Source organism: Burkholderia sp. WP42 (assembly GCF_000745665.1).
Classification (GTDB): Bacteria; Pseudomonadota; Gammaproteobacteria; order Burkholderiales; family Burkholderiaceae; genus Burkholderia; species Burkholderia vietnamiensis.
The window spans coordinates 1-24573 of the sequence record NZ_JQJT01000042.1 but is presented as its reverse complement, the minus strand read 5'-3'; the positions used below and the strand labels follow the sequence as shown (position 1 = coordinate 24573).

The window sequence follows — 24573 nt, the reverse complement described above, 5'->3', positions numbered from 1 at the left end:
GTCGGCAGCGAGCCGGGCCGGCTTACGCGGCCGGCCAGTCGAACGGCGTGTAGGGCAGCGCGCGCTTGTGGCGCGAACCGTCGTAGAAGCGCAGCACGGTTTCGTACACGTTGTCCGAGACCGGCTTGCCTTCGAGGAAGTCGTCGATCTCGTCGTAGGTGACGCCATAGGCGTGCTCGTCGGGGCGCAGCGGACGCAGTTCCTCGAGGTCGGCCGTCGGCACCTTCATCACGATCAGCTCGTCGCCGCCGAGCGCGCGGGCGACGGCGCGCACGCGGCGCTTGCTCAGGCCGGCGAGCGGCAGCACGTCCGCGCCGCCGTCGCCGAATTTCGTGAAGAAGCCCATCAGCGATTCTGCTGCGTGGTCGGTGCCGATCACGATGCCGCGCCGCGCGCCGGCCACCGCGTATTGCGCGATCATGCGCTCGCGCGCCTTGATGTTGCCGTGCACGAAGTCCTGCTGGGCGGCGGTTTCGAACGCATGACCGGACGCGACCAGCGACGCGAGCATCGCGTCGGCGGCCGGCTTCACGTCGACCGTGAAGGTCTCGTCGGCGCGCACGAACGCGAGCGCGCGCTGCGCGTCGGCTTCGTCGTTCTGCACGCCGTTCGGCAAGCGCATCGCGATGAAGCGCGCGTCGTAGCCGTCGGCGCGCAACTGCTCGACCGCGAGTTGCGCGAGCCGCCCGGCCGTCGACGAATCGACGCCGCCGCTGATGCCGAGCACGTAGGTCCGCATGCCGCTCGAACGAAGATAGCGCGCGAGGAAATCGACGCGGCGCGTGATTTCGGCGTCGACGTCGAAGTGTGCGGCGACGTTCAGTTCGGCGATGATCGCGCGTTGGCGGCTGGCGTAATCGGCGGATGTCATGTCAGTGGTTCCGGAACGAAAATTCGAGGCGCCCATCATAAGCGCAATCGCGGGCGGGTGCCGCGCGGCGCGTGCATGCGGGGAGAGGGCGTTGCATCGGTGAGACGCGTGGGGGCATGGAGCGGCGGGGCTTGGTTGCGTGCGAGGACGGTGGCGTGGTGGCGGGCGCCCGCTTGCGCGGATGCTTCGGTTGCGTGCAATGGCGTACGGCCGCGCGCGCGAACGGCGCTCCGTCTGCCTGCGACGACGGTGGCGACGGCGCGCGGCCTCACGCGTGCGCCGGTGCGTCGCTTGCGGCAGCGACGGAAGCGGTGGCGCGCGACCGTGCACATGCACGTGCGCCGGTGCTTCGCCTACGTGCAGCGACGGCGTCGATGGCGTACGACCGCGCACATGCGTCGGCGCTTCGCTCGCGCGCAACCGCGCGCCGACCTCGCATCAGCGCCGCGCGAGCACGACGCCCACCAGCGCGAGCGCGAACCCCCCGAGCTGGACGGCCGCGAGCGTCTCGCCGAACAGCAGATAGCCCTGCAGCGCGGCGAGCGGCGGCGCGAGGAACAGCAACGACGTCGCGCGCGCCGCATTGCCGCGCCGGAGCATCCACATCAGCATCGTGACCGCGCCGCCGGACAGGAACACGACGCCCCATGCGAGCGACACCCACAGCGCCGGCGCGCCGATCCAGCGCGTTTCGTGCAGCAGCACGACGAACAGCGCCGCGACGATCGCCGCGCCGAGGTTCTGCACGGCCACGGCGGTACGCAGGTCGTTCTGCGCGAGCTTGCCCTTCTGGTACAGCGAGCCGGCGGTGATCGAACCGACCGACAGCACCGACACGGCGACGACGAACCACGCGGGCGCGGCGCCCGGCGGCGGCGCGACGCCGCCCGTCACCTTCGGCGCGAGCACGAGCGCGACGCCGGCGAGCCCGAGCGCCATTCCCAGCCAGCCGCGCGCGGGCAGCCGTTCGTTGAACAAAGGGACGGCGAGCACGGCGGTGGCGAGCGGCTGCAGCGCGCCGAGCAACGCCATCACGCCCGCATTGAGCCCCTGCGCGACGGCCCAATAGCTGGCGCCGAGATAAACGCCTTGCAGCAACGCGCCCGCGATCAGATGGCGCGGCCATTCGCGGCGCGCCGGCCACGGCGCGCGCGCGACGAGCGCGACCGCGCCGAACAACACGGCCGTGCCCGCGAAACGCGCGAGCAGGAACAGGTTCGGATCGGCGTAGGGCTTGATCGCGCGAGCGACGATGAAGCCGGTCGACCATAGCGCGACGAAAGCCGCGGCGACGATGGAGTTCAGCATGCGTGGCGGGCCGCGATACGGCCGGACGGAACGTGGAGCCGGTCAGTATCGGACAGGGCGGCGTCGGCGTCTTGTCGGATTCTGCACTCGGCCGGTCGCGTCGCCGCATGCGACGATGCGCTCGCCGCTCGCCGCTCGCCGCTCACCGCTCACCGCTCACCGCTCACCGCTCACCGCTCACCGCTCACCGCTCACCGCGCATCGGGCGCGCGAAGCGGGGATCAGTCGAGCGAGAACGTATCGAGCGGCTGATTCGCGCGCGCCTCGGTCGCGAAGCGCGCGGCGAGTTGTTCATACAGGCGGCGCGCCTCGTCGAGCGTCAGGTCGATCCAGTACGGATCGCCGGCGCCGTCGTTGAGTCGTTCCGGCGGAAACTGGATTTCGAGCACACTGCCTTTGCGATACATTGCGCGAGCCCCTTGATGGCTGTCGGTCGGCGGAACGCAAGAGTGTAGCAATCGCGCGCCGTGCCGATTCACGCACATCGGGCAATACAGAATTTCGCATTCGTCGCGCGCGCCCGCGCACCGATGCCGTCAAATGCCCGTCAAACCGCCGTAATACAATGACCGGCTCTTTCACCACCAGTCGCCTCGGGCGCCTTGCGATGCTGGCGGAACAACGTCATCAATACATCCTGTCGGAGCTCGGACGCGCAGGTGCGCTGTCGGTCGCCGAACTGGTGCGCTCGCTCGACGTGTCGCGCGAGACCGTGCGGCGCGACCTGAACGCGCTCGCCGCACGCGGATTGCTCGTGATGACGCACGGCGGCGCACTGGCGGCCGAGCGGCGCGAGCCGAGCCTGTCCGAGCGCGAGGCCGCGAACGCCGCTGCGAAGCGCACGATCGGACGGCGCGCGGCCGAGCTGGTGCCGGACGACGCGTCGGTGCTGATCGACTCGGGCAGCACGCCGCATGCGGTCGCGCTCGCGCTCACCGACCGGCACCGGCTGTCGGTCTACACCAACGACTGGCGCACCGCCTTCGTGCTGGCGCGTCGCAACGGCAATCGCGTGACGCTGCTCGGCGGCGAACTGTCCGACGACGAAGACGCCACCTTCGGGCTCGACACCATCCAGCAGCTCGCGCAATACCACGTCGACTTCGCGTTCGTCGGCGCGGGCGGGATCACCGTCGACGGCGATTGCACCGATTACTCGCGGCTCGCGGCCGAAGTGCGCAGCCGGATGATCGCGGCGGCCGGTACGGCGATCATCGTCGCCGATCACTCCAAGTTCGGCCGCGTGACGCCGGTGCGGATCAACGGCACGTCGGCCGCGCGATATCTCGTCACCGAGCGCGCGCCGGACAAGTCCGTGCGCCGCGCGCTGACCGCTCGGGGCATCGAGCTGCTCGTCTGCGACTGACGCGGCGCGGACACGGAACCTTCATCCGACCGTCATCGCACGGGAAGAACCGCCGCCGACACTGACTCCTTCCTCTGGCCCGGCCCGCACGGCAGGAGCAATGAATGACCGTCAGCGTACGCAGCTATCTTTCCCCGACCCTGGTGCTGCTGGCCTTCGACTGGCCCGACGCCGCGTCGCGCAGCGACTTTCTCGGCTTCGCGATCCGGCGCACGCCGGGATTCCGCTCGGCCGACGGCCGCACGCGCGCACCGGACAGCTGGCTGCCGAACCGGCTGACGTTCGACGGCCCGGCCGCCGACACGCAGGGCGACGCGCCGACCGATCAGGCGCCGATCCAGAAGTTCATGTGGTGGGACGCGCGCATCGACCCGCAGGATCGCGGCGCATCGTTTCGCTATGACGTGTTTCCGGTGGTCGGCACGCCCGAGCGTCTGCAGGTGCTCGACGCCGAGGCCGGCGCGTGCGACGTCGTGCTGCCCGCGCACATCGTGGACGGCATCGGCACGTGGTTCAACCGCGCGGTGGTGAGTTCGCAGGCGTTCGCGAAGCAGGTCGCGGCGCTGGGCGTCGCGCCGAACCACGCGCCGAGCGCGGCGCAGGCGCTGAAGCTGCGCACCTGGCTCGCGAACGACATGGAGCAGGTGTTCGCAAACATGCTCGACCGCGCATCGCGCGCGGCATCGGCCGTCTATCACCTGACCGACACGTTGTGGGCGCTGCCCGCATTCGAAGCGTTCGGGCGCAGGCATGGCGACGCGTCGCTCGCGATCGTCTACGACGCGCACGCGATCGCCCGCAAGAACGAGCCGCCGCTGCCGTCGCCGAACCAGCCGGCCGTCGACGCGCTGCGGGGCCTCGCGACGCTCGCGCCGCGCGACCGCACGCACATCATGCACGACAAGTTCATCGTGACCGACACGCCGGCGCATGCGGCGCTGCCCGCGCGCGTGCTGACCGGTTCCGCGAACTTCACGACCGAAGGGCTGACCGAGCAGGCCAACGTGCTGCATGCGTTCGACTCGCCGGCGCTGGCCGCGTTGTACGAAGCCCGTGCGCATGCGTTGGCCGCGAATCCGTCGATCGCCGAGACGGCGAAGTTGTCGCCGGGCTGGTCCGAGGTGCTCGCGATCGGCAGTGCGCAGGTGCGCGTCGCGTTCTCGCCGGAGCCGGCGGGGCAGCGCACCGCGATCGATGCGATCGTCGCCGCGATCGCGGCCGCGAAGCATTCGGTGTCGTTCTGCCTGTTCATGCCGACGGACGCGGCGCTGCGCGACGCATGCTTCGCCGCCGGCGATCGCGGGCTGATGATGTTCGGTCTGGTGAACCGCATCAATGTCGCCGGCGCGGCGAACGCAGAGGCGGCGCAGCACGACGGCCGCACGCTCGATGCGGCGACGCTCGCGAATCTGGAGCTCTACCATCGCCGGCGCGATCATCGCGACGTGATCGACGCCGCGTACTTCTCGCCGGCGACGGTGCCGCAGGGTTTCGAGCCGGAGCTGCGCCTGTTCCCCGGCGAACCGGCGCCTGCCTATCCGCCGGTCGTGGTCCACCACAAGTTCATCGTGATCGATGCGGAAGGCGCGAACCCGGTCGTGTACACGGGCTCGGCGAACATGAGCCGCAATTCCGAGCAGTACAACGACGAAAACCTGCTCGAGATTCGCGACGCGCGGATCGCGGCGATCTATCTCGCGGAATTCCTGCGGCTCTACGAGCACTACCGCGCACGCGCGCTGTCGATCGACACGAAACGGCGTGGCGGCGGCGCGCAGCAGCGGCTTGCACTGGCGCCGGACGCGAGCTGGGCGAAGAAGTACTTCGTGGCGGGAAGCCCGGAACAGAAGGCGCGGATCGCGCTGGCGTCGGTCGCGCCGACGGACTGACGCGCTACGTCGCGAACATGCCGCGGGTCATTCGGCGGCACGCGGCGCCGCGCTCGTTGCGGGAGGGGAAGTGCGTGCGATTGCGCGAACGAGGCGCCCGCGGCACGTGGCTCGCGGACGCGTTCGCGCGGTGTCAGGCGGCGACGTAGCGCAGCACGGAGTCGGCGATCGTCTCGCGATGCCGCACGCGCAGCCGCGGCGCCGACGGATCGCGGCCGAACGCGGCGCCGAACGTGTAGCGGTTCGACACGCGGTGAAAGCAGAACGAGCTGATCAGCAGATGCAGGTCGAACGCGTCGATGTCCTGGCGGAACGCGCCGCTCGCCGCGCCGCGCTCGAGCAGTTGCTCGAGCGTCTTGATGATGCTGACGTTGCGGCTCTTGAACGATTTGAGCTGTTCGAGATACTTCGCGCCGTGGATGTTCTCGATCGACACGAGGCGCACGAAGTCGCGATGCTTGTCGTGATAGTCGAACGTGAATTCGACGAGCCGGCGCAGGCCTTCGCGCGGCTCCATGTCGCCGACGTGCAGTTCCTGCTCGAGCGCGCGGATGTCGCCGTATACCTTTTCGAGCACGGCCTCGTACAGGCCTTCCTTGCTGTCGAAGTAGTAGTAGAGCATCCGCTTCGTCGTGTTGGTGCGCTCGGCGATTGCGTCGACGCGCGCACCGGCGAGGCCCATCGCGGAGAATTCCTGCGTGGCGACGTCGAGGATGTTGCGTTTGGTCTGCTCGGGATCGTATTTGCGCCGCGCTTCGGTCGCAAGCGCTCGGCTTTCGGACGTGGCGGTCTTGCTTCCAGCTTTCATGTGATTTGTTTTGGGTTCGCGGCGGCGGGAAAAAATCATTCTAGCATGCAGCAAATGGCCGCCACGCCGATCTTCCGCTCTAATCGGCCGCGCGCTTTCGGCCGGGCGGCGGCCGTTCAGCGTCGCCGCGACGCGAGCGCGTCGCGGGCCTGGAATGCGCTGTACGTGAGCTGCGCGGCGGCGAGGCCGGCGAGCCCGTAGGTGCGCGTCAGGCCGAACGCGGCGAAGCCGGCCGGCACGGGCCGCTCGCCGGCCAATGCGGCGGCGAGCGCTTCGCCGGCGACGGTGGTCGGCGCCATCCCGTGACCGCCGAAGGCGACCGCGTGCCACACGCCGTCCGCGTCGCGGCCGATCTGCGGCATCTTGTGTCGCGCGTAGCTCATCAGGCCGCCCCACGCATGGTCGATCTTCACGCCGTCGAGCTGCGGATACACGCGCAGCAGGTCGCGCCGCAGCAGCCGCGCGATCGCGTCGGGGCCGCGATCGAGCACCGAGATGCGGCCGCCCCACAGGATCCGCGTGTCCTGCAGCGGCCGGTAGTAGTCGAATGCGAAACGCGTGTCGTAGATCGCGTACGGCGCGTCGATCGCGTCGGCGAGCCGCGCGCCGAGCGGTTCGGTCGCGATCACGTAGGTCGCAATCGGCAGCACCGCGCGCTCGATGCGCGGCGACACGCCGCGCGCATAGCCGCCGCCGGCGAACACGACGTGCTGCGCGCGCACCGAGCCTTGCGCGGTGCGCACGACGTAGCCGGCGCCGTCGCGCGCGATGCCGAGCGCGGCCGAGCGTTCGTACACGCGCGCGCCGCCGTGCGCCGCGGCGGCCGCGACGCCGAGAACGTACTTCAGCGGATGGAAGTGGAACGCGTTCGGCTCGAACAGGCCGCCGTGATAGCGGGCCGTCTTCAGCTGCGCGCGCAGCGCGTCGCGCGCGACCGGCGCCCAGTCGACGTCGAATTCCTGCTTCATCAGCGTGCGCACGCCGTCGAGCCGCGACGGATCGTCGAACCAGTTCGCGAGCATCACGCCGCGATCGACGATGTCGCAGTCGATGCCGTAGCGCGCGATCCGTGCGCGGATCAGGTCGACCGCATCGACGGTGAGCCGGTACAGCCGGCGCCCTTCGTCGCGGCCGAGCGTGCGCAGCAGCGCCGCGTTGTCGAGGCTGTAGCCGCCGAACACGAAGCCGCCATTGCGGCCCGACGCGCCGAAGCCGACCCGTTCGCCGTCGAGCACGACGACGTCGCGCACGCCGCGCTCGACGAGGCCGAGCGCGGTGCACAGGCCGGCGAGGCCGCCGCCGACGATGCAGACGCGGGTGTCGATCGGGCCGCTCAGTTGCGGATAAGGCTGGCGCGTAACGGTGGCTTCGTAGAAGTTTTGCATGCGTTTTCGGTGACGATGGACGACGAACGGGGCGCGCGGCGCGCGTCGATCTTGCCTGAACGTGGGCGCCGCGTCGAATGGCGGGTCCGTATCGCGGCGGGTGGGCTGTCGTCGTGGAAGCGAAGGGCGTCGTGTCGCCATTGGCCGACGGCCGTGGGCGCGCCGGATGCGGAGCACGCCGGCGCCACCTCGTTCGTGTGTGCAAGTCGCCCGCGCGGCAAACGAAATTTGCATACCGGGTAATGCCGCATCGTCATCAAGTTGCTGCGCGCCGCACCGGCGCATGCGTGCCGCCCATCGGCGCTAGACATGTCGGCTCGGCGCGCCGACACGCCCCGCTTCGGCCAGCCCAGTTGTTGCGTTTTGCGCATGAAGTCGTGAGTTAATATCAATAGCGGCGCGACTTGTGGCCATCGACAATGTGATGCATGGATCGTGCGTTACGGCGCGCGGGTTTGCCGTCCTCCACGGCCCGGCGACGGCATCCACCCGAGGCGCGACACAGCGCTGCCGTACTCGCCCCGCCGTGCGTGCGCTTGCACGCGGCGCGCGAACGCGCTCCAATCGAATCACGCGGGCGGCGTCGCCGCCGCACCGATCAATCTGTCCCTGAAGAGGAAGTGATGCAATTCAACGACATTCTTGCCGCGCTCGACATCGATCTCGCCCAGTGGAAGGGCAATGCGCTGACCGCGCGTTCGCCGGTCGATGGCGCGACGCTCGCGACGCTGGCGATCGACTCGCCCGCCGACGCCGAGCGCAAGATCGACGCCGCGCATGCCGCATTCCTCAAGTGGCGCACGGTGCCGGCGCCGGTGCGCGGCGAACTCGTGCGCGTGTTCGGCAACGTGCTGCGCGAGCACAAGGCCGAGCTGGGCCGCCTCGTCACGCTGGAAGCCGGCAAGATCACGTCGGAAGGCCTCGGCGAAGTGCAGGAAATGATCGACATCTGCGATTTCGCGGTCGGCCTGTCGCGCCAGCTTTACGGCCTGACCATCGCGTCCGAGCGCCCCGGCCACCGGATGATGGAGACGTGGCACCCGATCGGCGTGTGCGGCGTGATCTCGGCGTTCAATTTCCCGGTCGCGGTGTGGGCGTGGAATGCGGCGCTCGCGTTCGTGTGCGGCGATCCGGTCGTGTGGAAGCCGTCGGAAAAGACGCCGCTCACCGCGATCGCATGCCATCAGCTGCTCGCCAAGGCGCTGCGCGAATTCGACCGGACGCATCCGGGCGTCGCGCCCGAAGGGCTGCACCAGCTGGTGCTCGGCATGCGCGACGTCGGCGAGGTGCTGACGTCGTCGAAGAAGGTGCCGGTCATCAGCGCGACGGGCAGCGTGCGGATGGGCCAGGAAGTCGCGAAGGTGCTGAGCCAGCGCCTCGCGCGCGGCATCCTGGAACTCGGCGGCAACAACGGGATGATCGTCGCGCCGAGCGCCGACCTCGATCTCGTCGTGCGCGCCGTCACGTTCGCGGCGGTCGGCACGGCCGGCCAGCGCTGCACGACGCTGCGCCGTCTGATCGTCCATCGCAGCATCGTCGATCAACTGTTGCCGCGCATCGAGAAAGCCTATGCGTCGGTGAAGGTCGGCAGCCCGCTCGAGGAAGGCACGCTGGTCGGCCCGCTGGTCGATCGCGCGGCGTTCGACGCGATGCAGAAGGCGCTGGCCGATGCGCGCGAGCAGGGCGGCGAAGTGAAGGGCGGCGAGCGCGTCGACGTCGGTCATGCGGATGCGTATTACGTGCGTCCGGCGCTGGTGCGGATGCCGAAGCAATCGGCTGTGGTCGAGCGCGAGACGTTCGCGCCGATTCTGTACGTGCTCGTCTACGACGACTTCGAACAGGCGATCGACGTGCACAATGCGGTGCCGCAAGGGCTGTCGTCGGCGATCTTCACGAACGACATGCGCGAGGCCGAGCAGTTCATGTCGGCGGCCGGCAGTGATTGCGGGATCGTCAACGTGAACATCGGCACGAGCGGCGCGGAGATCGGCGGCGCGTTCGGCGGCGAGAAGGAAACGGGCGGCGGCCGCGAGTCGGGTTCGGACGCGTGGAAGGCGTACATGCGCCGCGCGACGAACACGATCAACTACAGCCGTCAGCTGCCGCTGGCGCAAGGCGTGAAGTTCGACGTCTGACGCCGCGCGCGCGATAGCGCGCATCGGGTTCGACCGACGAGGGCCGGTTGCCGCGCAAGCGGCAGCCGGCCTTTTTCATGGCGACGGGCGCGCGCGTACCGCCAAGACAGGGCGGTGCGCGTGCGGCCGGTCATTCGTGCGGCGCGGCACCGTCGCTCGTCGGCATGTTCTGCACGACCAGCACCTGCGGCGTCGAAAGCGTGATCTTCGCCGCGCGCAGCTGCTTCAGGATCTCGAACAGCAGGTCGCTCTTCGTCGAGCTCGCGATGCGCGGGCTCGCCACGTACCCGGTCACGCTGAGCGTGATGCCGTCCGCCGTCAGCTGGCTGAAGGTGACCGACGGCGCCGGCTTGTCGAGGATCGCCGGGTGCTCGCGATAGGCGTCGAGCAGCAGGTCGCGCACCTGCTCGGGGTCGGTGTTCAGCGGGAACGTCAGCATCAGCGTCGCCACGCCCTGGGTGCTGTTGCCCATCGTCACGTTGCGCACGTTCTGCGAGATCAGCTGCGAGTTCGGCACGATCACCGTCGAGCGGTCGCTGAGCTGGATCTCGGTCGCGCGCACGTTGATGCGGCGAATGTCGCCTTCGACGCCCGCGATGCTCACCATGTCGCCCACTTTCACCGGACGCTCGGTCAGCAGGATCAGCCCCGACACGAAGTTCTTCACGATCTCCTGCAAGCCGAAGCCGATGCCGACCGACAGCGCGCTGACGATCCACGCGAGATTGCTCCACTTGACGCCGAGCAGCCCCAGCGTCATCAGCACGAGCAGCACGTAGCCGACGTTGGTGAACAGCGTGACGAGCGACACGCGCATGCCCGCATCCATGCCGAGCGCCGGCATGAACTCGTTGTCGAGCCAGCGGCGCACCGAGCGCAGCAGGTAGAAGCCGATCGCGAAGCCGATCACCGCGTTCATGATGCGGTCCGGCATGATGTTCAGGCGTTGCAGCCGCTCGCCGCCGATCATCGTGACCGCGCTGTCGAGCAAGTCGCCCGGCGTCGTGCCGAAGCCGCCGGTCACCAGCGCGATCGCGGCCACCAGCATCAGCAGGCTCGTGCCGAGGCCGGACACGACGGTGTGCGCCTGTTCGAGATGCCGGTCGTCGAGCGCGAACAGATGCTTGATCTGCTTGCCGGTCGACAGATTCGCGGAGAACAGGCTTTCGCTCGCGTCGCGCGTCAGCTGGATCAGGATGTAGACGCTGCACAGCACGATCTCGAACCACACGAGCTCGTACGTGATGAAGCGCGCGACCGTGATGTAGCCGATCAGCAGCGCGCCCAGCGAAGCGACGATCGCGAGCGTGACGCCGGCATGGATCAGCCCGGCGAGCGTCGAGCGCTGTTCGGGCGCCTCGCCGGCCGCCGCGAGCGCGCTGCGCACGCGGTTGGCGCGCAGCAGCGACGCGCCGACGGTCAGCGCGACGACGAGCGACACGATCCCGCGGCCGAGCAGCGTGACCGACAGGCTGGTGTCGGCGATGCGGTTGATCGATTCGAGCGCGCCGGACACCAGCAGCAGCGCGGCCAGCACGCCGGGGAACGGCTTCATCGCGAGCGCGACGGAATCGGCGAGCGCCGGCAGCCGCCACGACGGATGGCGGGTGCAGAGCAGCGCGCGGCCGAGGCCGGCGATCAGCGCGCAGGTCACCGCGAGCTTCGCGAACGCGTCCCACAGATCGCTCATCGCAGGCGTGAGCTCGTAATGGCGGGCGAGCGCGAGATAGAGGATCTGCACGGCCACCGCGGTGGCGAGCAGCGTCGAGAGCGCGGTCGCCAGCGCGAGCGCGCTGCGCCGCAGCCGCGTGGCGGGCAAGCGGTTCAGGCACACCCAGGCGAGGCCGCGCTCGACGACGCGACGGCCGCCGAGCCACGCCGCGAACGCGGCGAGCACCAGCAGCGTGGTGATCGCGCGCTGGCCCGGCGTCCACGACGAGCGCAGCATGTCGCGCAGCTCGGCGTCGAAGGCGTCGAGCCGCTTCACGTCCTCCGGCGCCAGATGAAACAGCGGTAGCCAGAACTGGGCGCCGAAGATGCTGCCGGAGCGGAACGCGAGCTGGTTCCGCAGCAGGCTGCGGTGCAGCTTCGCGAACTGGTCGGCCAGGTTCGCGAGATTGGCTTTCTGGTCGGCGGCCTGCTTCAGCGCCGCGTCGATCTGCGTCTTGCGCGCGTTCAGCGTCGCGCGCTGTTGCGCGACCGCCGGCGTTTCGGGCGACGCGCCGGGCGCCGGCGGCGGACCGAGCACGTCGAGCTGCGCCTGCACCTGGGTGCGCTGCGGCGCGAGCTCGCTCTGCAGCTTGTCGACGTCGGCGCTCAGCTCCTGGGTCGCGTCGCCGAGTTCGTCGAGCTCCTTGCTGTTGGTTGCCGTCGACGTCTGCTGCTTGATGCGGTCCTGCTGAAGCTGCATCTGCTTGAGCTGCGCGAGCGCGTCGCTCACCGAAATGGTCGGCACCGGGACGCCGACGCCGCTCGCGCCCGGTGCGGACGCGGCCGCCGGAAACGCGGCGGCCGTCGCGATCGCCGCGAACTGCAGCAGTGCGATCAGCGCGATGCGGCGTGCGTAGGTGGAAAGTCGTGGTATTGACATGGAATGCTTGCGTTTTGCTGACGACCCCGGCCGCCGCATGGCGCCGGGGAGGCGGGAAGTTGGACCGCTAGCATGTTACCGGGCGCGGCGCGGGCGGTGGCGCAGGTCGTGCCGCGCGGCCTCGGCGCGCAGGCATGCGCCGGCGGACGCGCGCGGGCGCGCGGCGACGCCGGACGCCCGTGCCGACGGGGCCGCGCCGGCTTTCGCGGGCGGCTGCGGCGGCGCATGGCCTGCGCGCACCGATGGCGATGCGCCGACACATCGTTACGCAATTTACATATCGCCCGGCTGCGAAGCGGTGTGCCCGCGCGGCGTCGCGCTCCTCGGACCATCCGAGCCGGCGCGTGCGGCGTGCCGGTACAATGCAGCGAATCGTCGACGCGGCGGCCGGCCGGCCGGCGAACAACAACATACGACACGATCAGGAGACACGACCAAGATGGTCTCATCGGAAAGCATTCCACGGGCAGCCGCCCCGTCCTCCACCATCGACGCGGGCACAATCTCGGCCCGCCTCGACCGCCTGCCGCCCACCCGCAGCGTCTGGAAGCTCGTCGTGCTGCTGAGCCTCGGCTTCTTCTTCGAACTCTACGATCTGCTGTACAGCGGCTACGTCGCGCCGGGCCTCGTGAAGAGCGGCATCCTGTCGGCGACCACGCACGGGCTGTTCGGCACCACGGGCGTCGCGAGCTTCATCGCGGCGCTGTTCTCGGGCCTGTTCATCGGCACGATCGCATGCGGCTTTCTCGCCGATCGCTTCGGACGCCGTGCGATCTTCACGTGGTCGCTGTTGTGGTACACGGCCGCCAACGTCGTGATGGCGTTCCAGGACACGGCCGGCGGGCTGAACTTCTGGCGCTTCGTCGTCGGTCTCGGCCTCGGCGTCGAGATGGTGACGATCGGCACGTACATCTCCGAGCTGGTGCCGAAGCAGATCCGCGGCCGCGCGTTCGCGTGCGAGCAGGCGGTCGGGTTCGTCGCGGTGCCGGTGGTCGCGTTCCTCGCGTACCTGCTGGTGCCGCACGCGCCGCTCGGCCTCGACGGCTGGCGCTGGGTCGTGCTGATTGGCGCGCACGGCGCGCTGTTCGTCTGGTGGATTCGCCGCGAGCTGCCGGAAAGCCCGCGCTGGCTGGCGCAGCAGGGGCGCGTCGACGAGGCCGACCGCATCATGCGCGCGCTCGAGGCGAAGGTGGAAGCCGAATACGGCCGCTCGCTGCCGCCGCCCGCGCCGCCCGAGCCGGTGCCGCCGCGCGGCCGCTTCCGCGACATGTGGGTGCCGCCGTATCGGAGCCGCACGATCATGATGACGATCTTCAACGTGTTCCAGACGGTCGGCTTCTACGGCTTCGCGAACTGGGTGCCGACGCTGCTGATCAAGCAGGGCATCACGATCACGTCGAGCCTGATGTATTCGAGCGTGATCGCGCTCGCGGCGCCGCTCGGTCCGCTGATCGGCCTGGTGATTGCGGATCGCTTCGAGCGCAAGTCGGTGATCGTCGCGATGGCGGCGGCGATCGTCGTCTGCGGGCTGCTGTTCAGCCAGACGACCGTCGGCGCGTTCCTGATCGTGCTCGGCATCGGCCTCACGCTCGCGAGCAACATCATGTCGTACAGCTTCCACGCGTATCAGGCCGAGTTGTTCCCGACGTCGATCCGCGCGCGCGCGGTGGGCTTCGTCTATTCGTGGAGCCGCTTTTCCGCGATCTTCTCGTCGTTCGTGATCGCCGCCGTGCTCAAGGGCTTCGGTACGTTCGGCGTGTTCGCGTTCATCGCCGGCGCGATGGTGATCGTGATGGCCGCGATCGGGTTCATGGGGCCGCGCACCCGCGGCATCGCGCTCGAGGCGATTTCGAAGTAGTTGTCGCGCGGGTGTGGGGCAGGCGGCCGGGCGGCGCGCTACGTTGCGCGACGCTTGGTGCTTCGTGCAGGGCGAACGGCGAACGGCGAACGAAGCCCGAAGCCAAGAGCAAAACGCTCGGTGCGCGCCCCACGCCCCGCCACGCTGCCGTCCAATGCGTGCGCAGGTAGAATGAAAGACCTCACGACTCATTGACCGCCATCGGGCTGAACGTGTTGCCCGCACGAGCGGCTTCGCCCCGGCGAGACGTCGGCGCGGCGCGCATGCGATGCGTTCCACGTACCGACGAAGCTCGCGCGCGTTGCGCCGCTCGCTATGTCCGGCGGCCGGATCGGCCGATGGCTCCGATCGCATGATGCTTTCCGACCTGACGCGGCGATTCCCCGTGCCGCGTTGCAGTACGCGCACCGTCGCCGCCTTCGTGTGGCTCGCCGCCGCGCTCCCCGTTTCCGTTCTCGTCCCGCAGCCGGCCTTCGGCGCATCCGACGTGCCGGCGTCTGCCGCGCCCGGCTCCTCATCGGCATCTTCTCCGGCTCGGCATGCCGCCGCGGCGCATCCGGCGTCGTCGGCGGCGCCGTCGTCTGCCGCCGCCGCGCATCACTCGCATCCCGCTCGGCCTGTCAGCGGCGCATCGGCTGCTTCGGCCGCATCCGCCGCCTCGGATACCGCAGAAACTTCCGCGAGCGAAGCCGAAGCACCGGCGCCGACGCCGCCGCGCCGGCATCCGCCGTTGTCTGCGGAACAGGCGAAGGAGGCGACCGCGCGTGCGCTCGACATGCGCGAGCGTTTCGCGCAGGAAGTGACGCGGCGGCTGAACGTGCCCGCCAACGACCAGCGCGCATACGCCGATCGCCTTCAGCGCGCACTGACCGACGCCAATCTCGGCGACCTCGCCGGCGAGTACGTCGCGATGGTCGACCGCGCGCCGAACGTGCAGGCGCTGTTCATCTACTTCCGCGCGACGCCGGACAACGCATGGCTGTTGATCGGCGCCTCGCCGGTCGGCACCGGCTGGCCCGGCCAGTACGATCACTTCCTGACGCCGCTCGGCGTGTTCCACCATTCGCCCGACAACATGGATTTCCGTGCCGAAGGAACGATGAACGACCACGGCATTCGCGGCTATGGCGCGCACGACATGCGCATCTACGATTTCGGCTGGGTCGAAGGCGAGCGCGGTTGGGGCAAGGGCGGCAAGTCGCCGATGCGCTTCCAGATGCATGCGACCGACCCCGATCGTCTGGAGCCGCTGCTCGGCATCCGGCATTCGAAAGGCTGCGTGCGGATTCCCGCTTCGCTGAATACGTTCCTCGACCGTCACGCGATTCTCGACGACGACTATCAGGCGCGCGTCGAGTCCGGCCGGTCGCTGTGGGTGCTGCGCCACGATCGCGACATCACGCCGATCGCCGGGCGCTATCTGGTCGTGATCGACAGCGAACGCAGTACCCGTCCGGCATGGTCGCCGGCGCCGGGCCACAAGGCGCGGTCGAAATTGCCGAAGAACGGCGACACGGCGGATTGACGCGCGCCGGTCAGCGGAAGAATTTCAGCCAGTCGAACAGGCCCGAATGCGGCGCACGCCGCTTCGGCGCCGGCGCGCTGCGCGGCCGGAAATCCGGCGAGAACTGCACGCGCGGGTCGATCGCGCGCGCACGCAGCGCCGCATCGAAGAACGTGCCGACGATCGGCAGCGCGCTGTGCGCGCCTGCGCCCCAGTAATCGCTGCGCAGCGTCACGCTGCCGTCGTCGAAGCCGACCCACGCGCCCGCCACCAGTTGCGGATGCATCAGGATGAACCAGCCGTCCGTGTTGTCCTGCGTGGTGCCGGTCTTGCCGGCGACGTCGATGCGGATCCCGTAGCGCGCGCGGATGTCGGCGCCGGTGCCGTAGTCGACGACGCCGCGCATCACGTCGATCAGCGTCTGCGCGGCCGCGACCGGCAGCGCGCGCTCGGGCGGCGCGCTGCCGAACGTCGCGAGCACCTTGCCGTCGCGGTCTTCGATGCGGGTGATCATCTGCGGCGCGACGTACACGCCGCGGTTCGCGATCGTGCCGTACGCGGACACCATTTCCTTCAGCGTGACGGGGCTCGTGCCGAGCGCGAGCGACGGCACCGCGTCGAGCGGGCTGTCGCGCACGCCCATCGCGCGCGCGAGCTGCGCGACCCGCGCCGCGCCTTCGCGCTGCATCACCTGCGCGGTGATGCGGTTGCGCGATAGCGCGAGCGCGTCGCGCAGCGTCATCGGCGCGTCCGTCGGCGGCTCCGCGTCGGTCGGACGCCACTGCGCGTGCGCGCCGATCGGGATCGCGACCGGGCGATCGACGAACGTGTCGTCCGGGCGCATCCCGTCCGCGAACGCGGCGCCGTACACGAACGGCTTGAACGTCGAGCCCGGCTGCCGCCGCGCCTGCGCGACGTGATCGAACGGCTCGCTGTCGAAATCGGGGCTGCCGACCCACGCGCGGATCGCACCGTCGCGCGGGTCGAGCGCGACGAAGCCGGCCTGCACGCGCGTCTTGCGCTCGCACAGCGCGCGCATGAACGCGCGGTTCGCGCCGAGCTGCTTCAGCGCGACCGCGTCGGCGAGCCCGGCGTCGCGCGCTGCGCGGTAGTCGGCGCTCTGCCGGACGAAGCCGCGAAACAGGTCGTTGCGCAGCCCGCAACCGGACGCGCCGCGCCACGCGCCGTCGGCGACCGCCTGCAGGCGCTCGGTCTGCTGCGCGAGCGCACGCGTGGCCATCTGCTGCAGTTGGGCGTCGAGCGTCGTGCGCACGACGAGACCGTCCGAATAGAGGTCGTAGTTGTTGCGATCGGCCCACGTGATCAGCCATTTGCGCAGTTGCACGGCGAAGTGCGGCGCGGGGCCGGGTTGCGCGGTCTGCGGCTCGAAATCGACGCGCAGCGGCCGGCGCTGCAATTGCGCGAGCTGTTGCGGCGACAGCATGCGCAGCGCCGCCATCCGCGCGAGCACGAGGTTGCGCCGCTGCACCGCGCGCTCCGGATTCAGCACCGGGTTGTAATAGCTGTTGCCCTTGAGCATGCCGACCAGCGTCGCGCTTTCGACGATGTCGAGCTGATCCGCCGATTTGCCGAAATAGGTGCGCGCGGCCATTTCGACGCCGTACGCGTTGTACAGGAACGGCACGGTGTTGAGATAGGTTTCGAGGATCTCGTCCTTGCTGTATACCGTCTCGATCTTGAACGCGGTAATCAGCTCCTTCACCTTGCGCGTGAGGGTCGGCGCACGGCCGATCTCGTCCGGATACAGATTGCGCGCGAGCTGCTGCGTGATCGTCGAGCCGCCCTGGCGGCTGCCCGAGAACGTATGCAGCCCGGCCGCGATCGTGCGGCGCAAGTCGATGCCGTGGTGGGCGTAGAAGCGGTGGTCTTCGGTCGCGATCAGTGCGTCGACCATGTGCGGCGATATCTGCCGCAGCGGCACCCATTCGCGGTTCACGGGCCGGAACTCGGCGATCAGCTGACCGTCGGCCGACAGCACGCGCGCAGGGCGGTCGATGCGGGCGCGGCGGATGTCGCCGATGCTCGGCGTGAACGGCACGAACGCGAGCAGGACCAGCAGCCCGAGCAGCGGAAGCGCCGCGAGCGCGAGCACGACGCCGCGGCGCGTCGGATGGCGCAGCCGCTGCCATGCGCCGGCGCACAAGGCGCGCGCGCGGTCGCGGCAGCGGAGCCACAGATTGCGAAGAGACGGCACGAAGCGATTCACGGCGACGGTAGCGCGGAGCGCGGTCCGAAAAGGCGCGATGCTAGCAAACCGCGAGCGGCTGCCGCGGGCCGAAACGGCCGTTTTCTTGCAAGATTTACAGACGATTACGTTTGTTGCCCGCGGACAACCTTTCGCGGCGCCCGCGGCCGCGGCGCGCCGCTCGGGTCGAGGGCGGCCGCCTCCATCTGCGCGATCGAAGCCGCCACGCCGCGCGCTTCCACGAAGCCTTTGCCGCTCGGTTGTGCATTCGCTTCGACGACGGTGGAGCGCGCCGCCTGCAGCGATGCCGCGAGCCGCCACGTGGACGGCGGATCGTCGCCGAGCCGCACGTCGCCGAGGCGCACGGCGGCGCGCCGGAGCGCGCCGAGCGACGGCATTGCCACGATGCGGGCCGTTCGGGCCACGATCCTGTTCTGCTGAAACTGCTCGCAACCGGTTCTACAGAAGAAACCAGTTTGCGGGCACAATCTGCGCATGACGAAGCCCATGCAGGGCCGTCAGCCGAACCCCGTCCCACTGTGGAGCCGCCATGTATGTCCCTGCCGATTTCGCCGAATCGAACCCCGACGCGCTGCGCGAGCTGATCGTCCAGCATCCGTTCGGCAGCCTCGTCACGCACGGCGCGAGCGGCCTCGACGCGAATCATCTGCCGTTCGAGCTGTTGCCGCGCGACGGCGGCCTCGGCGAGCTGCATGCGCACGTCGCGCGCGCGAATCCGCTGTGGCAGGAAGTCGAGAACGGCGACGACGTGCTCGTGATCTTCCGCGCCGGCGATGCGTACATCTCGCCGAACTGGTATCCGAGCAAGCATGTCGCGCACCGTCAGGTGCCGACGTGGAACTACGTGGTCGTGCATGCGTATGGTCGCATCACCGTGCGCGACGACGAGAAGTTCGTGCGCGGCGTGGTCGCGCGGCTCACGCGCACGCACGAGGCGTCGCAGCCGGTGCCGTGGAAGATGGCCGATGCGCCGAAGGACTATCTCGATGCGCTGCTGCAGTCGATCGTCGGGCTGCAGATCGAGATCACGCGGCTCGTCGGCAAACGCAAGCTGTCGCAGACCAAGGCGGCCGACGATATTCGCGGCGCGGCCGACGCGCTGATCGCGAACGGGCAGGTGGCCATCGGCGACGCGATGCTCGAGCAGGCGGACGCGAAGCGGCAGTGAGTCGCGCCGATCCGCACGCGCGCCGCACCTGCGCGCGCCGCCGTGCGAGCTACTGCGTGCGCGTCGCGCGTTGCATCGCGTCGGTGGCCGCATGTGCTTGCGCGAGCGCGGCGCGGATCGCGGCTTCCGTCGTGTCGTACCCGCCTTCGCCGTACCGCGTGTAGACCACCTTGCCGCTCGCGTCGATCAGGTACAGCGCGGGCCAGTACTGGTTGCCGTACGCGCGCCAGGTGTCGTAGTGGTTGTCCTGCGCAACCGGATAGCGGATGCCGAAGCGCTCGAGCGCTTCGGCGACGTTGTCGGCATCGCGTTCGAACGGATACTCGGGCGTATGCACGCCGACCACGACGAGCCCCTGGTCGCGATATTTGCGATACCAGTCGTTCACGTACGGAATCGTGTGAATGCAGTTGATGCACGAGTAGGTCCAGAAGTCGACCAGCACGACCTTGCCGCGCAACTGGTCGAGCGTGAGCGGCGCGCTGTTGTGCCAGCGCTCGATGCCGGTGAAGTTCGGCGCCTGCATGCCGGCTGCCGATGCGGGCAGCTTGGCATCGTCGCGCGTGCCGGCGAATGCGGCGAGCGCGGCCGTGGCGGCGACCGCGACCACGGCGACGGCGGTTCTGAAACGGGGCAGCATGGCGGTTCTCCGGTTCGGTGGCCGGCTGGGCGGGTGCGTCGGCCGACGGGTTTCGACGATCCCCATTGGGCCGCACCGACGTATCGGCGATGTGTCCTCCAAGCGGCGCGTGTGCAATGTTGTGTGTCGTCGCGGCGGCGCGATACATTGAGATACAAACGCGCGGCCGCGCTGCGGTATAAAAGCGGACATCGCGAGCCGCCACATCACGACGAAGACACCCATGGACAAGCCCGACCACGTATTGATCGTCGACGACGATCGCGCGATCCGCGAACTGATCGCGGACTATCTCGAGAAGAACGGCATGCGTGTGTCGGTCGCCGCGAACGGCCGCGAGATGCGCAACCTGCTCGACGACGGCGCCCCCGATCTGATCGTGCTCGACCTGATGCTGCCCGGCGAGGACGGCCTCACGCTGTGCCGCGACCTGCGCGCCGGCCGGTTCCGTACCGTGCCGGTGCTGATGCTGACCGCGCGCGGCGAGGAAACCGACCGGATCATCGGCCTCGAAATGGGCGCCGACGACTATCTCGCGAAGCCGTTCGCGGTGCGCGAGCTGCTCGCGCGCATCCGCTCGGTGCTGCGCCGCGCACGCATGCTGCCGCCCGGCATGCAGGTGACGGAGACGGCCGCGATGCTCGCGTTCGGCGAATGGCGGCTCGACACGACCGGGCGCCACCTGCTCGACACCGAAGGCACGATGGTCGCGCTCAGCGGCGCCGAATACCGGCTGCTGCGCGTGTTCGTCGACAATCCGCAGCGCGTGCTGACGCGCGACCAGCTGCTCAATCTCACGCAGGGGCGGCAGTCCGATCCGTTCGACCGGTCGATCGACCTGCTCGTGAGCCGGCTGCGCCAGCGGCTGCGCGACGGCGCGCGCGAGCCGCGCTACATCAAGACGCTGCGCAACGAGGGCTACGTGTTCTCGTCGGCGGTGACCGCGGTCGAAGGTGGCGCATGAACGCGCGCGCGTTGTCGGCGTTGTCGTTGTGGCACTGGCCGCGTTCGCTGTTCGCGCGGCTCGCGCTGATTCTGTGCGTCGGCCTCGCGCTCGCGCAGACGCTGTCGTTCTGGCTGACCGTGACCGAGCGCGACCAGGCGACCACCAACCTGATGATGGGCTACATCGAGCGCGAAGTCGCCAGTTCGGTCGCGCTGCTCGACAACCTGCCGCCCGCGCAGCGCGCCGCGTGGGTGCCGCGTCTCGCGCGGCGCAGCTACACGTTCATTCTTGGGCCGGGGCAGACCGGCACGCCGCCGGAGGCGCGCCTGTCAGCGCGCGTCGAGCGCTCGATCTCGGACGGCATCGGCGGCGACTATCCGCTGACCGCGAACGCGATTCCCGGCGATCGCGAGCATCTGCAGGTGCATCTGCGCCTGACCGACGGTTCGCCGCTGACGATCGACATCCATCCGATGTCGACGGTGCCGCTGTCGGGCTGGCTGCCGTACGTGCTGGCGCTGCAGCTCGCGGTGCTGGCTGCGTGCTGCTGGTTCGCGGTGCGGCTCGCGACGCGGCCGCTGAACCAGCTCGCGCAGGCGGCCGACGCGCTCGGCCCCGACCTGAAGGGCGAGCGTCTCGACGAGAACGGGCCGTCCGAGGTCGCGCGCGCGGCCCGCGCGTTCAACGCGATGCAGGAGCGCATCGCGCAGTACATGGCCGAGCGCATGCAGATCCTCGCATCGATCTCGCATGATTTGCAGACGCCCATCACGCGTATGCGGCTGCGTGTCGATACGATGGACGACGACGTGCAAGGCGCGAAGCTGCGCCACGATCTGCTCGAGATGGAGCATCTGGTGAAGGAGGGCGTTGCGTATGCGCGCACGCTGCACGGCACCGACGAGGCCGCGCGCCGCATTGATCTCGACGCGCTGCTCGACAGCATCGTGTGCGACTACACGGATGCGGGACAGGACGTCGCGCTGCACAGCGGCGGGCCGCTCGCGCTCGTCACGCGGCCGAAGGCGCTGCGCCGGATCGTCGGCAATCTGGTCGACAACGCGCTGAAGTTCGCGGGCGCAGCGGAGATCGACGTGCAGGCGGCGCCCGACGGCGGCGCGGTGATCGCGGTGCGCGACCGCGGGCCGGGCATCCCGGACGATCAGCTCGATGCGGTGTTCGAGCCGTTCAGGCGCGTGGAGACGTCGCGCAACCGCGATACGGGCGGCACGGGCCTCGGCCTCGCGATCGCGCGGCAGCTCGCGCTCGCGATGAGCGGCACGCTGACGCTGCGCAACCGGGAGGATGGCGGCGGGCTGGAGGCGCGGTTGACGTTGGTGAATGCGGGGTGATGGGGGGAGCGGGGAAGTACGGGCGCCGATCACGCGAGACGAATCGTGCGAGATGAGTCAAGCGTGACGAGCGAAGTGCGACGAAGCAAATGTATATGGCTGGACTAGACCAAACAGACAGCGCCAGGTGTCTGACTAAGTTCGGCCATGAAGCGTCATTCGCTAGCGCCGCTGCGCGGACGTTCAGATGTTAGATCCACCCTGCGAGCGGCCATTCGATTCGCGAGGACGAATCGTGGGTCATGAGCCGCCGCGTTGATCCGCGTAAGCTCAGTCCGGCATTCCGTTATGGTCGCCGAGGGGTCTAGCGGGCCAGTCCACCCAGCGGTCCGCGCGCGTAAGTTCGTACGCTTCGTTGAGCGGGTAACGAATACGATTGTCGTCGCGCGGACGTTCGCCGATCACCATCAGCCTGACTTCGTCCTTCGTATTGTTGATGAAGGTGTGGCAAATTCCCGTACCTGCCGGAAACGCAACCGAATCACCTTCAGCAATGGAATGCAGCACACCGTCGATCCAGACGTCAGGCTTGCCCTCGAGCACGTACACAAACTCCTGCTCGGTACTTTCGGCGTGCGGATATGATGTCCTCCGGCCGGGTAGAAGCCTCACATGATGAATACCAATACGCGTGATGCCGAGTGCGGCAGAAAGCGGAGCGTCTAGCGCCATGGGCTCGGTATCGGCGGGATAGGAATGTGCATCCGGTTCTTCGAGTTCAGTCCAGTGTTTGACGAAATCTGGTCGGCTCATCGGTTGTTCTCTTAAAGGACGGCCATTGATGATAACGGTTTAGGAGCGGACGCTAACCACAACCTGCGGCCAATCTTGGCCATGGCCATTTCGGCCGACGAGCCGCAAGCGGCGGGCAAGGGTGAATGGCCGTTGTAGTTTGGGAGCTGCCGAAAATGCGCTGCTGAGTCCACCGTCGGCTCCGGGTCGGAAGTCGCCGGTCGGGCCGCACCGGGCGCCGACCGGCGACTTCCCGGCCAGGAACGGACGCTCGACATATGAGGCTAGATTGCCGACAATCCGGCGATGTCCGAACTGAAAGAGTGACTCAACTGATGCAGCTGCAATGTTTGCCGCCCGAGATCGCGCTGCAATCGATTTCACCAAGGGAAATCGTCCTTCCGCTAAATGCGGCTATCGCAGCCATCGACTACTGTGCGAACAACAAGATTCGCATCCTGGGTTGGGAAGGATGGATTCAGTCGCCGGATGGACGGGTCGGTCACGGTAACGCGCCGCAGGGAACGACGAGTCTGGAGGATCTTTCGATACCGGAAGCCGCGGATTTCTGCCGTCGGACAATCGCGGCGGCGGCATTGGAGTGGACGGAAAATAATCTCGGAACGACGGACAGACTGCACTTCTGTATTACCGTTGAAGCCAATGATGCGGCGACAAATTCATAGGCATTTGACGGCCAGAAGCAGACGTTCGACATCGTTGTCTGAATCGCAGACAATGACCGCGATCCATCACAAAACGCCGCCATTTAGAGGACGGACATTGATCGATGTTGTTCGGTTCAAAATCTGAGTTTGCCATCGAAGCCATGATCGAACCTGGTCTGGTCCCGCCTTCCGCCGTCTACGGGCGAATGCAAGTATGGTGCGCAAATACATCGATAGGGGATTTTTCTAATCCTCGATGTTCTTTGTATCCGGCATATCTCGGATTCAAACAGCTCGTGGGAGCCCTTCCAAATCTTTGGCGAAGTGATCTGGACGGTCTGAGCGACGAACAATTAATTGATCGTCTTGATCGACTTCTGTACGGGGCTCAAGGCGACGAATTGCTTGAAGACGACGATCGAACCATCTTCGAATGCAAGCGCGATCGGGAAAAATATGGTGCTTTCAATTTCTTGACGAATTGGGGCGAGCAATTCGACCGGGAAGGCAAGGCTTTCATTTTCTGCCCACCGGCACAACCAGCGAAGATTCTTGTTCTGCGACGCGGCTCCGACACGGTTCAGCCCTTGCATGCATCGATACCCGCCGCCGCCGACGCTATCGATAAGTTCCTCAGGTGGTTTGATGAGTCATCAGCGCTGCTTGCCAACCAAAACCCAATCTAGCCGCGCACGTTGAACGGCTGCTTTGGGGAAGGTCGAAGGTCCGCAACGGGTCGGGTTCGGCCAACGGCATCAGGCGACAGTCGGCCAGGACCTATCCGTGATTTCGTGGGCGGGGCATATCATGAGGTGTAAAAGTCATGGATATGCCAATGAAGAAGAAAAGGCAAACTGTAGCGCGTCAGGCAGCGGCCCGCGGGCCGCTGCCTGAACTGCCCAAGGAACTGCTGGACCAGTTGGTCAAGGGGCCGATGACGCCGGCCGAGGTTCAGGACCTGATGCTGGCGTTCAACAAGGCAGTCATCGAGCGCGCGATGGGCGCCGAGATGAATCTGCATTTGGGCTACCGACCAGGCCAGTCCAAGCCGCCCGGTCAGGCCAACGAGCGCAACGGCGCCAGCGGCAAGACGGTCATCACCGATCGTGGCCCGGTTCGGGTCGAA

General features: G+C 68.3%; 21 protein-coding genes. 11 read left to right on the top strand and 10 right to left on the bottom strand.

What is annotated here, in order from left to right; all coding sequences use genetic code 11:
- Positions 1-22 precede the first annotated feature (22 nt).
- The 3 genes from nadE to EX20_RS21885 form a co-directional block, all read right to left on the bottom strand.
- Positions 23-871, bottom strand: a complete 849-nt coding sequence (gene nadE / locus EX20_RS21895) for an ammonia-dependent NAD(+) synthetase (RefSeq protein ID WP_014724057.1) — start codon at positions 869-871, stop codon at positions 23-25.
- 438 nt (positions 872-1309) lie between these two features.
- Positions 1310-2179: a DMT family transporter gene (locus EX20_RS21890; RefSeq protein ID WP_011880877.1), complete on the bottom strand. Its 870-nt coding sequence runs from the start codon at positions 2177-2179 to the stop codon at positions 1310-1312.
- A gap of 221 nt (positions 2180-2400) precedes the next feature.
- Complete coding sequence (locus EX20_RS21885; protein ID WP_011880876.1) at positions 2401-2586, bottom strand: hypothetical protein; 186 nt, start codon at positions 2584-2586, stop codon at positions 2401-2403.
- A 200-nt stretch (positions 2587-2786) separates the two neighbouring features.
- Between EX20_RS21885 and EX20_RS21880 the strand changes: the two genes are divergently transcribed.
- Together EX20_RS21880 and EX20_RS21875 are read left to right on the top strand one after the other, a co-directional pair.
- Positions 2787-3545 (top strand): DeoR/GlpR family DNA-binding transcription regulator, encoded by a 759-nt coding sequence (locus EX20_RS21880; protein WP_014724053.1) that lies wholly within the window; start codon positions 2787-2789, stop codon positions 3543-3545.
- Between the two features lie 104 nt (positions 3546-3649).
- Positions 3650-5434 carry a phospholipase D-like domain-containing protein gene (locus EX20_RS21875; RefSeq protein ID WP_034194752.1) on the top strand — a complete coding sequence of 595 codons (1785 nt, stop codon included), beginning with the start codon at positions 3650-3652 and terminating at the stop codon, positions 5432-5434.
- A gap of 133 nt (positions 5435-5567) precedes the next feature.
- Here the strand turns inward: EX20_RS21875 and EX20_RS21870 are convergent, their stop codons facing one another.
- Together EX20_RS21870 and EX20_RS21865 are read right to left on the bottom strand one after the other, a co-directional pair.
- Positions 5568-6242, bottom strand: coding sequence for a TetR/AcrR family transcriptional regulator (locus EX20_RS21870; RefSeq protein WP_034194751.1), 675 nt, complete (start codon positions 6240-6242; stop codon positions 5568-5570).
- Positions 6243-6358: 116 nt separating this feature from the next.
- Positions 6359-7627 (bottom strand): NAD(P)/FAD-dependent oxidoreductase, encoded by a 1269-nt coding sequence (locus EX20_RS21865; protein ID WP_011880872.1) that lies wholly within the window; start codon positions 7625-7627, stop codon positions 6359-6361.
- A 623-nt stretch (positions 7628-8250) separates the two neighbouring features.
- Between EX20_RS21865 and EX20_RS21860 the strand changes: the two genes are divergently transcribed.
- The gene (locus EX20_RS21860) at positions 8251-9762 is read left to right on the top strand and encodes an L-piperidine-6-carboxylate dehydrogenase (RefSeq protein ID WP_034194750.1); all 1512 of its coding nucleotides are present in this window, start codon (positions 8251-8253) and stop codon (positions 9760-9762) included.
- Positions 9763-9892: 130 nt separating this feature from the next.
- Here the strand turns inward: EX20_RS21860 and EX20_RS21855 are convergent, their stop codons facing one another.
- Positions 9893-12352, bottom strand: coding sequence for a DUF3772 domain-containing protein (locus EX20_RS21855; RefSeq protein WP_034194749.1), 2460 nt, complete (start codon positions 12350-12352; stop codon positions 9893-9895).
- Between the two features lie 439 nt (positions 12353-12791).
- On the opposite strand from EX20_RS21855, the gene EX20_RS21850 reads away from it, so the two are divergent.
- Positions 12792-14210 carry an MFS transporter gene (locus EX20_RS21850; RefSeq protein ID WP_034194748.1) on the top strand — a complete coding sequence of 473 codons (1419 nt, stop codon included), beginning with the start codon at positions 12792-12794 and terminating at the stop codon, positions 14208-14210.
- 268 nt (positions 14211-14478) lie between these two features.
- Entirely contained in the window at positions 14479-15735 is a 1257-nt protein-coding gene (locus tag EX20_RS21845) for a hypothetical protein (protein ID WP_034194747.1), read from the top strand.
- A 10-nt stretch (positions 15736-15745) separates the two neighbouring features.
- Here the strand turns inward: EX20_RS21845 and EX20_RS21840 are convergent, their stop codons facing one another.
- Together EX20_RS21840 and EX20_RS33355 are read right to left on the bottom strand one after the other, a co-directional pair.
- Positions 15746-17941 carry a penicillin-binding protein 1A gene (locus EX20_RS21840; RefSeq protein ID WP_034194746.1) on the bottom strand — a complete coding sequence of 732 codons (2196 nt, stop codon included), beginning with the start codon at positions 17939-17941 and terminating at the stop codon, positions 15746-15748.
- 104 nt (positions 17942-18045) lie between these two features.
- The gene (locus EX20_RS33355; protein WP_374702176.1) at positions 18046-18429 is read right to left on the bottom strand and encodes a hypothetical protein; all 384 of its coding nucleotides are present in this window, start codon (positions 18427-18429) and stop codon (positions 18046-18048) included.
- 41 nt (positions 18430-18470) lie between these two features.
- Here EX20_RS33355 and EX20_RS21830 point away from each other — a divergent pair, with 41 nt between their 5' ends.
- Positions 18471-19109, top strand: a complete 639-nt coding sequence (locus tag EX20_RS21830) for an FMN-binding negative transcriptional regulator (RefSeq protein WP_034194744.1) — start codon at positions 18471-18473, stop codon at positions 19107-19109.
- A 49-nt stretch (positions 19110-19158) separates the two neighbouring features.
- Here the strand turns inward: EX20_RS21830 and EX20_RS21825 are convergent, their stop codons facing one another.
- A complete protein-coding gene (locus tag EX20_RS21825; protein WP_014724042.1) occupies positions 19159-19749 on the bottom strand; it encodes a thioredoxin family protein in 591 nt (196 codons plus the stop codon).
- A 223-nt stretch (positions 19750-19972) separates the two neighbouring features.
- Here EX20_RS21825 and EX20_RS21820 point away from each other — a divergent pair, with 223 nt between their 5' ends.
- Together EX20_RS21820 and EX20_RS21815 are read left to right on the top strand one after the other, a co-directional pair.
- Complete coding sequence (locus EX20_RS21820) at positions 19973-20713, top strand: response regulator (protein ID WP_034194743.1); 741 nt, start codon at positions 19973-19975, stop codon at positions 20711-20713.
- An 11-nt stretch (positions 20714-20724) separates the two neighbouring features.
- Positions 20725-22047 (top strand): ATP-binding protein, encoded by a 1323-nt coding sequence (locus EX20_RS21815; RefSeq protein ID WP_041494234.1) that lies wholly within the window; start codon positions 20725-20727, stop codon positions 22045-22047.
- A 270-nt stretch (positions 22048-22317) separates the two neighbouring features.
- On the opposite strand, the gene EX20_RS21810 is transcribed toward EX20_RS21815, so the two are convergent.
- Positions 22318-22800: a cupin domain-containing protein gene (locus EX20_RS21810; RefSeq protein ID WP_034194741.1), complete on the bottom strand. Its 483-nt coding sequence runs from the start codon at positions 22798-22800 to the stop codon at positions 22318-22320.
- A gap of 302 nt (positions 22801-23102) precedes the next feature.
- On the opposite strand from EX20_RS21810, the gene EX20_RS32140 reads away from it, so the two are divergent.
- From EX20_RS32140 to EX20_RS21800, 3 genes are all read left to right on the top strand, one after another.
- Positions 23103-23465 carry a hypothetical protein gene (locus EX20_RS32140; protein ID WP_131753930.1) on the top strand — a complete coding sequence of 121 codons (363 nt, stop codon included), beginning with the start codon at positions 23103-23105 and terminating at the stop codon, positions 23463-23465.
- A gap of 104 nt (positions 23466-23569) precedes the next feature.
- A complete protein-coding gene (locus EX20_RS32135; RefSeq protein ID WP_131753929.1) occupies positions 23570-24133 on the top strand; it encodes a hypothetical protein in 564 nt (187 codons plus the stop codon).
- Positions 24134-24282: 149 nt separating this feature from the next.
- Positions 24283-24573: transposase (locus EX20_RS21800; protein WP_034194554.1), on the top strand; the 291-nt coding region annotated here is incomplete at its 3' end.

Bases quoted from the DNA above. Each gene is read 5' to 3' on its own strand.
- nadE (WP_014724057.1), bottom strand. From the start codon at position 871: ATGACATCCGCCGATTACGCCAGCCGCCAACGCGCGATCATCGCCGAA.
- EX20_RS21890 (WP_011880877.1), bottom strand. From the start codon at position 2,179: ATGCTGAACTCCATCGTCGCCGCGGCTTTCGTCGCGCTATGGTCGACC.
- EX20_RS21885 (WP_011880876.1), bottom strand. From the start codon at position 2,586: ATGTATCGCAAAGGCAGTGTGCTCGAAATCCAGTTTCCGCCGGAACGA.
- EX20_RS21880 (WP_014724053.1), top strand. From the start codon at position 2,787: ATGCTGGCGGAACAACGTCATCAATACATCCTGTCGGAGCTCGGACGC.
- EX20_RS21875 (WP_034194752.1), top strand. From the start codon at position 3,650: ATGACCGTCAGCGTACGCAGCTATCTTTCCCCGACCCTGGTGCTGCTG.
- EX20_RS21870 (WP_034194751.1), bottom strand. From the start codon at position 6,242: ATGAAAGCTGGAAGCAAGACCGCCACGTCCGAAAGCCGAGCGCTTGCG.
- EX20_RS21865 (WP_011880872.1), bottom strand. From the start codon at position 7,627: ATGCAAAACTTCTACGAAGCCACCGTTACGCGCCAGCCTTATCCGCAA.
- EX20_RS21860 (WP_034194750.1), top strand. From the start codon at position 8,251: ATGCAATTCAACGACATTCTTGCCGCGCTCGACATCGATCTCGCCCAG.
- EX20_RS21855 (WP_034194749.1), bottom strand. From the start codon at position 12,352: ATGTCAATACCACGACTTTCCACCTACGCACGCCGCATCGCGCTGATC.
- EX20_RS21850 (WP_034194748.1), top strand. From the start codon at position 12,792: ATGGTCTCATCGGAAAGCATTCCACGGGCAGCCGCCCCGTCCTCCACC.
- EX20_RS21845 (WP_034194747.1), top strand. From the start codon at position 14,479: ATGCGTTCCACGTACCGACGAAGCTCGCGCGCGTTGCGCCGCTCGCTA.
- EX20_RS33355 (WP_374702176.1), bottom strand. From the start codon at position 18,429: ATGGGCTTCGTCATGCGCAGATTGTGCCCGCAAACTGGTTTCTTCTGT.
- EX20_RS21830 (WP_034194744.1), top strand. From the start codon at position 18,471: ATGTATGTCCCTGCCGATTTCGCCGAATCGAACCCCGACGCGCTGCGC.
- EX20_RS21825 (WP_014724042.1), bottom strand. From the start codon at position 19,749: ATGCTGCCCCGTTTCAGAACCGCCGTCGCCGTGGTCGCGGTCGCCGCC.
- EX20_RS21820 (WP_034194743.1), top strand. From the start codon at position 19,973: ATGGACAAGCCCGACCACGTATTGATCGTCGACGACGATCGCGCGATC.
- EX20_RS21810 (WP_034194741.1), bottom strand. From the start codon at position 22,800: ATGAGCCGACCAGATTTCGTCAAACACTGGACTGAACTCGAAGAACCG.
- EX20_RS32135 (WP_131753929.1), top strand. From the start codon at position 23,570: ATGTTGTTCGGTTCAAAATCTGAGTTTGCCATCGAAGCCATGATCGAA.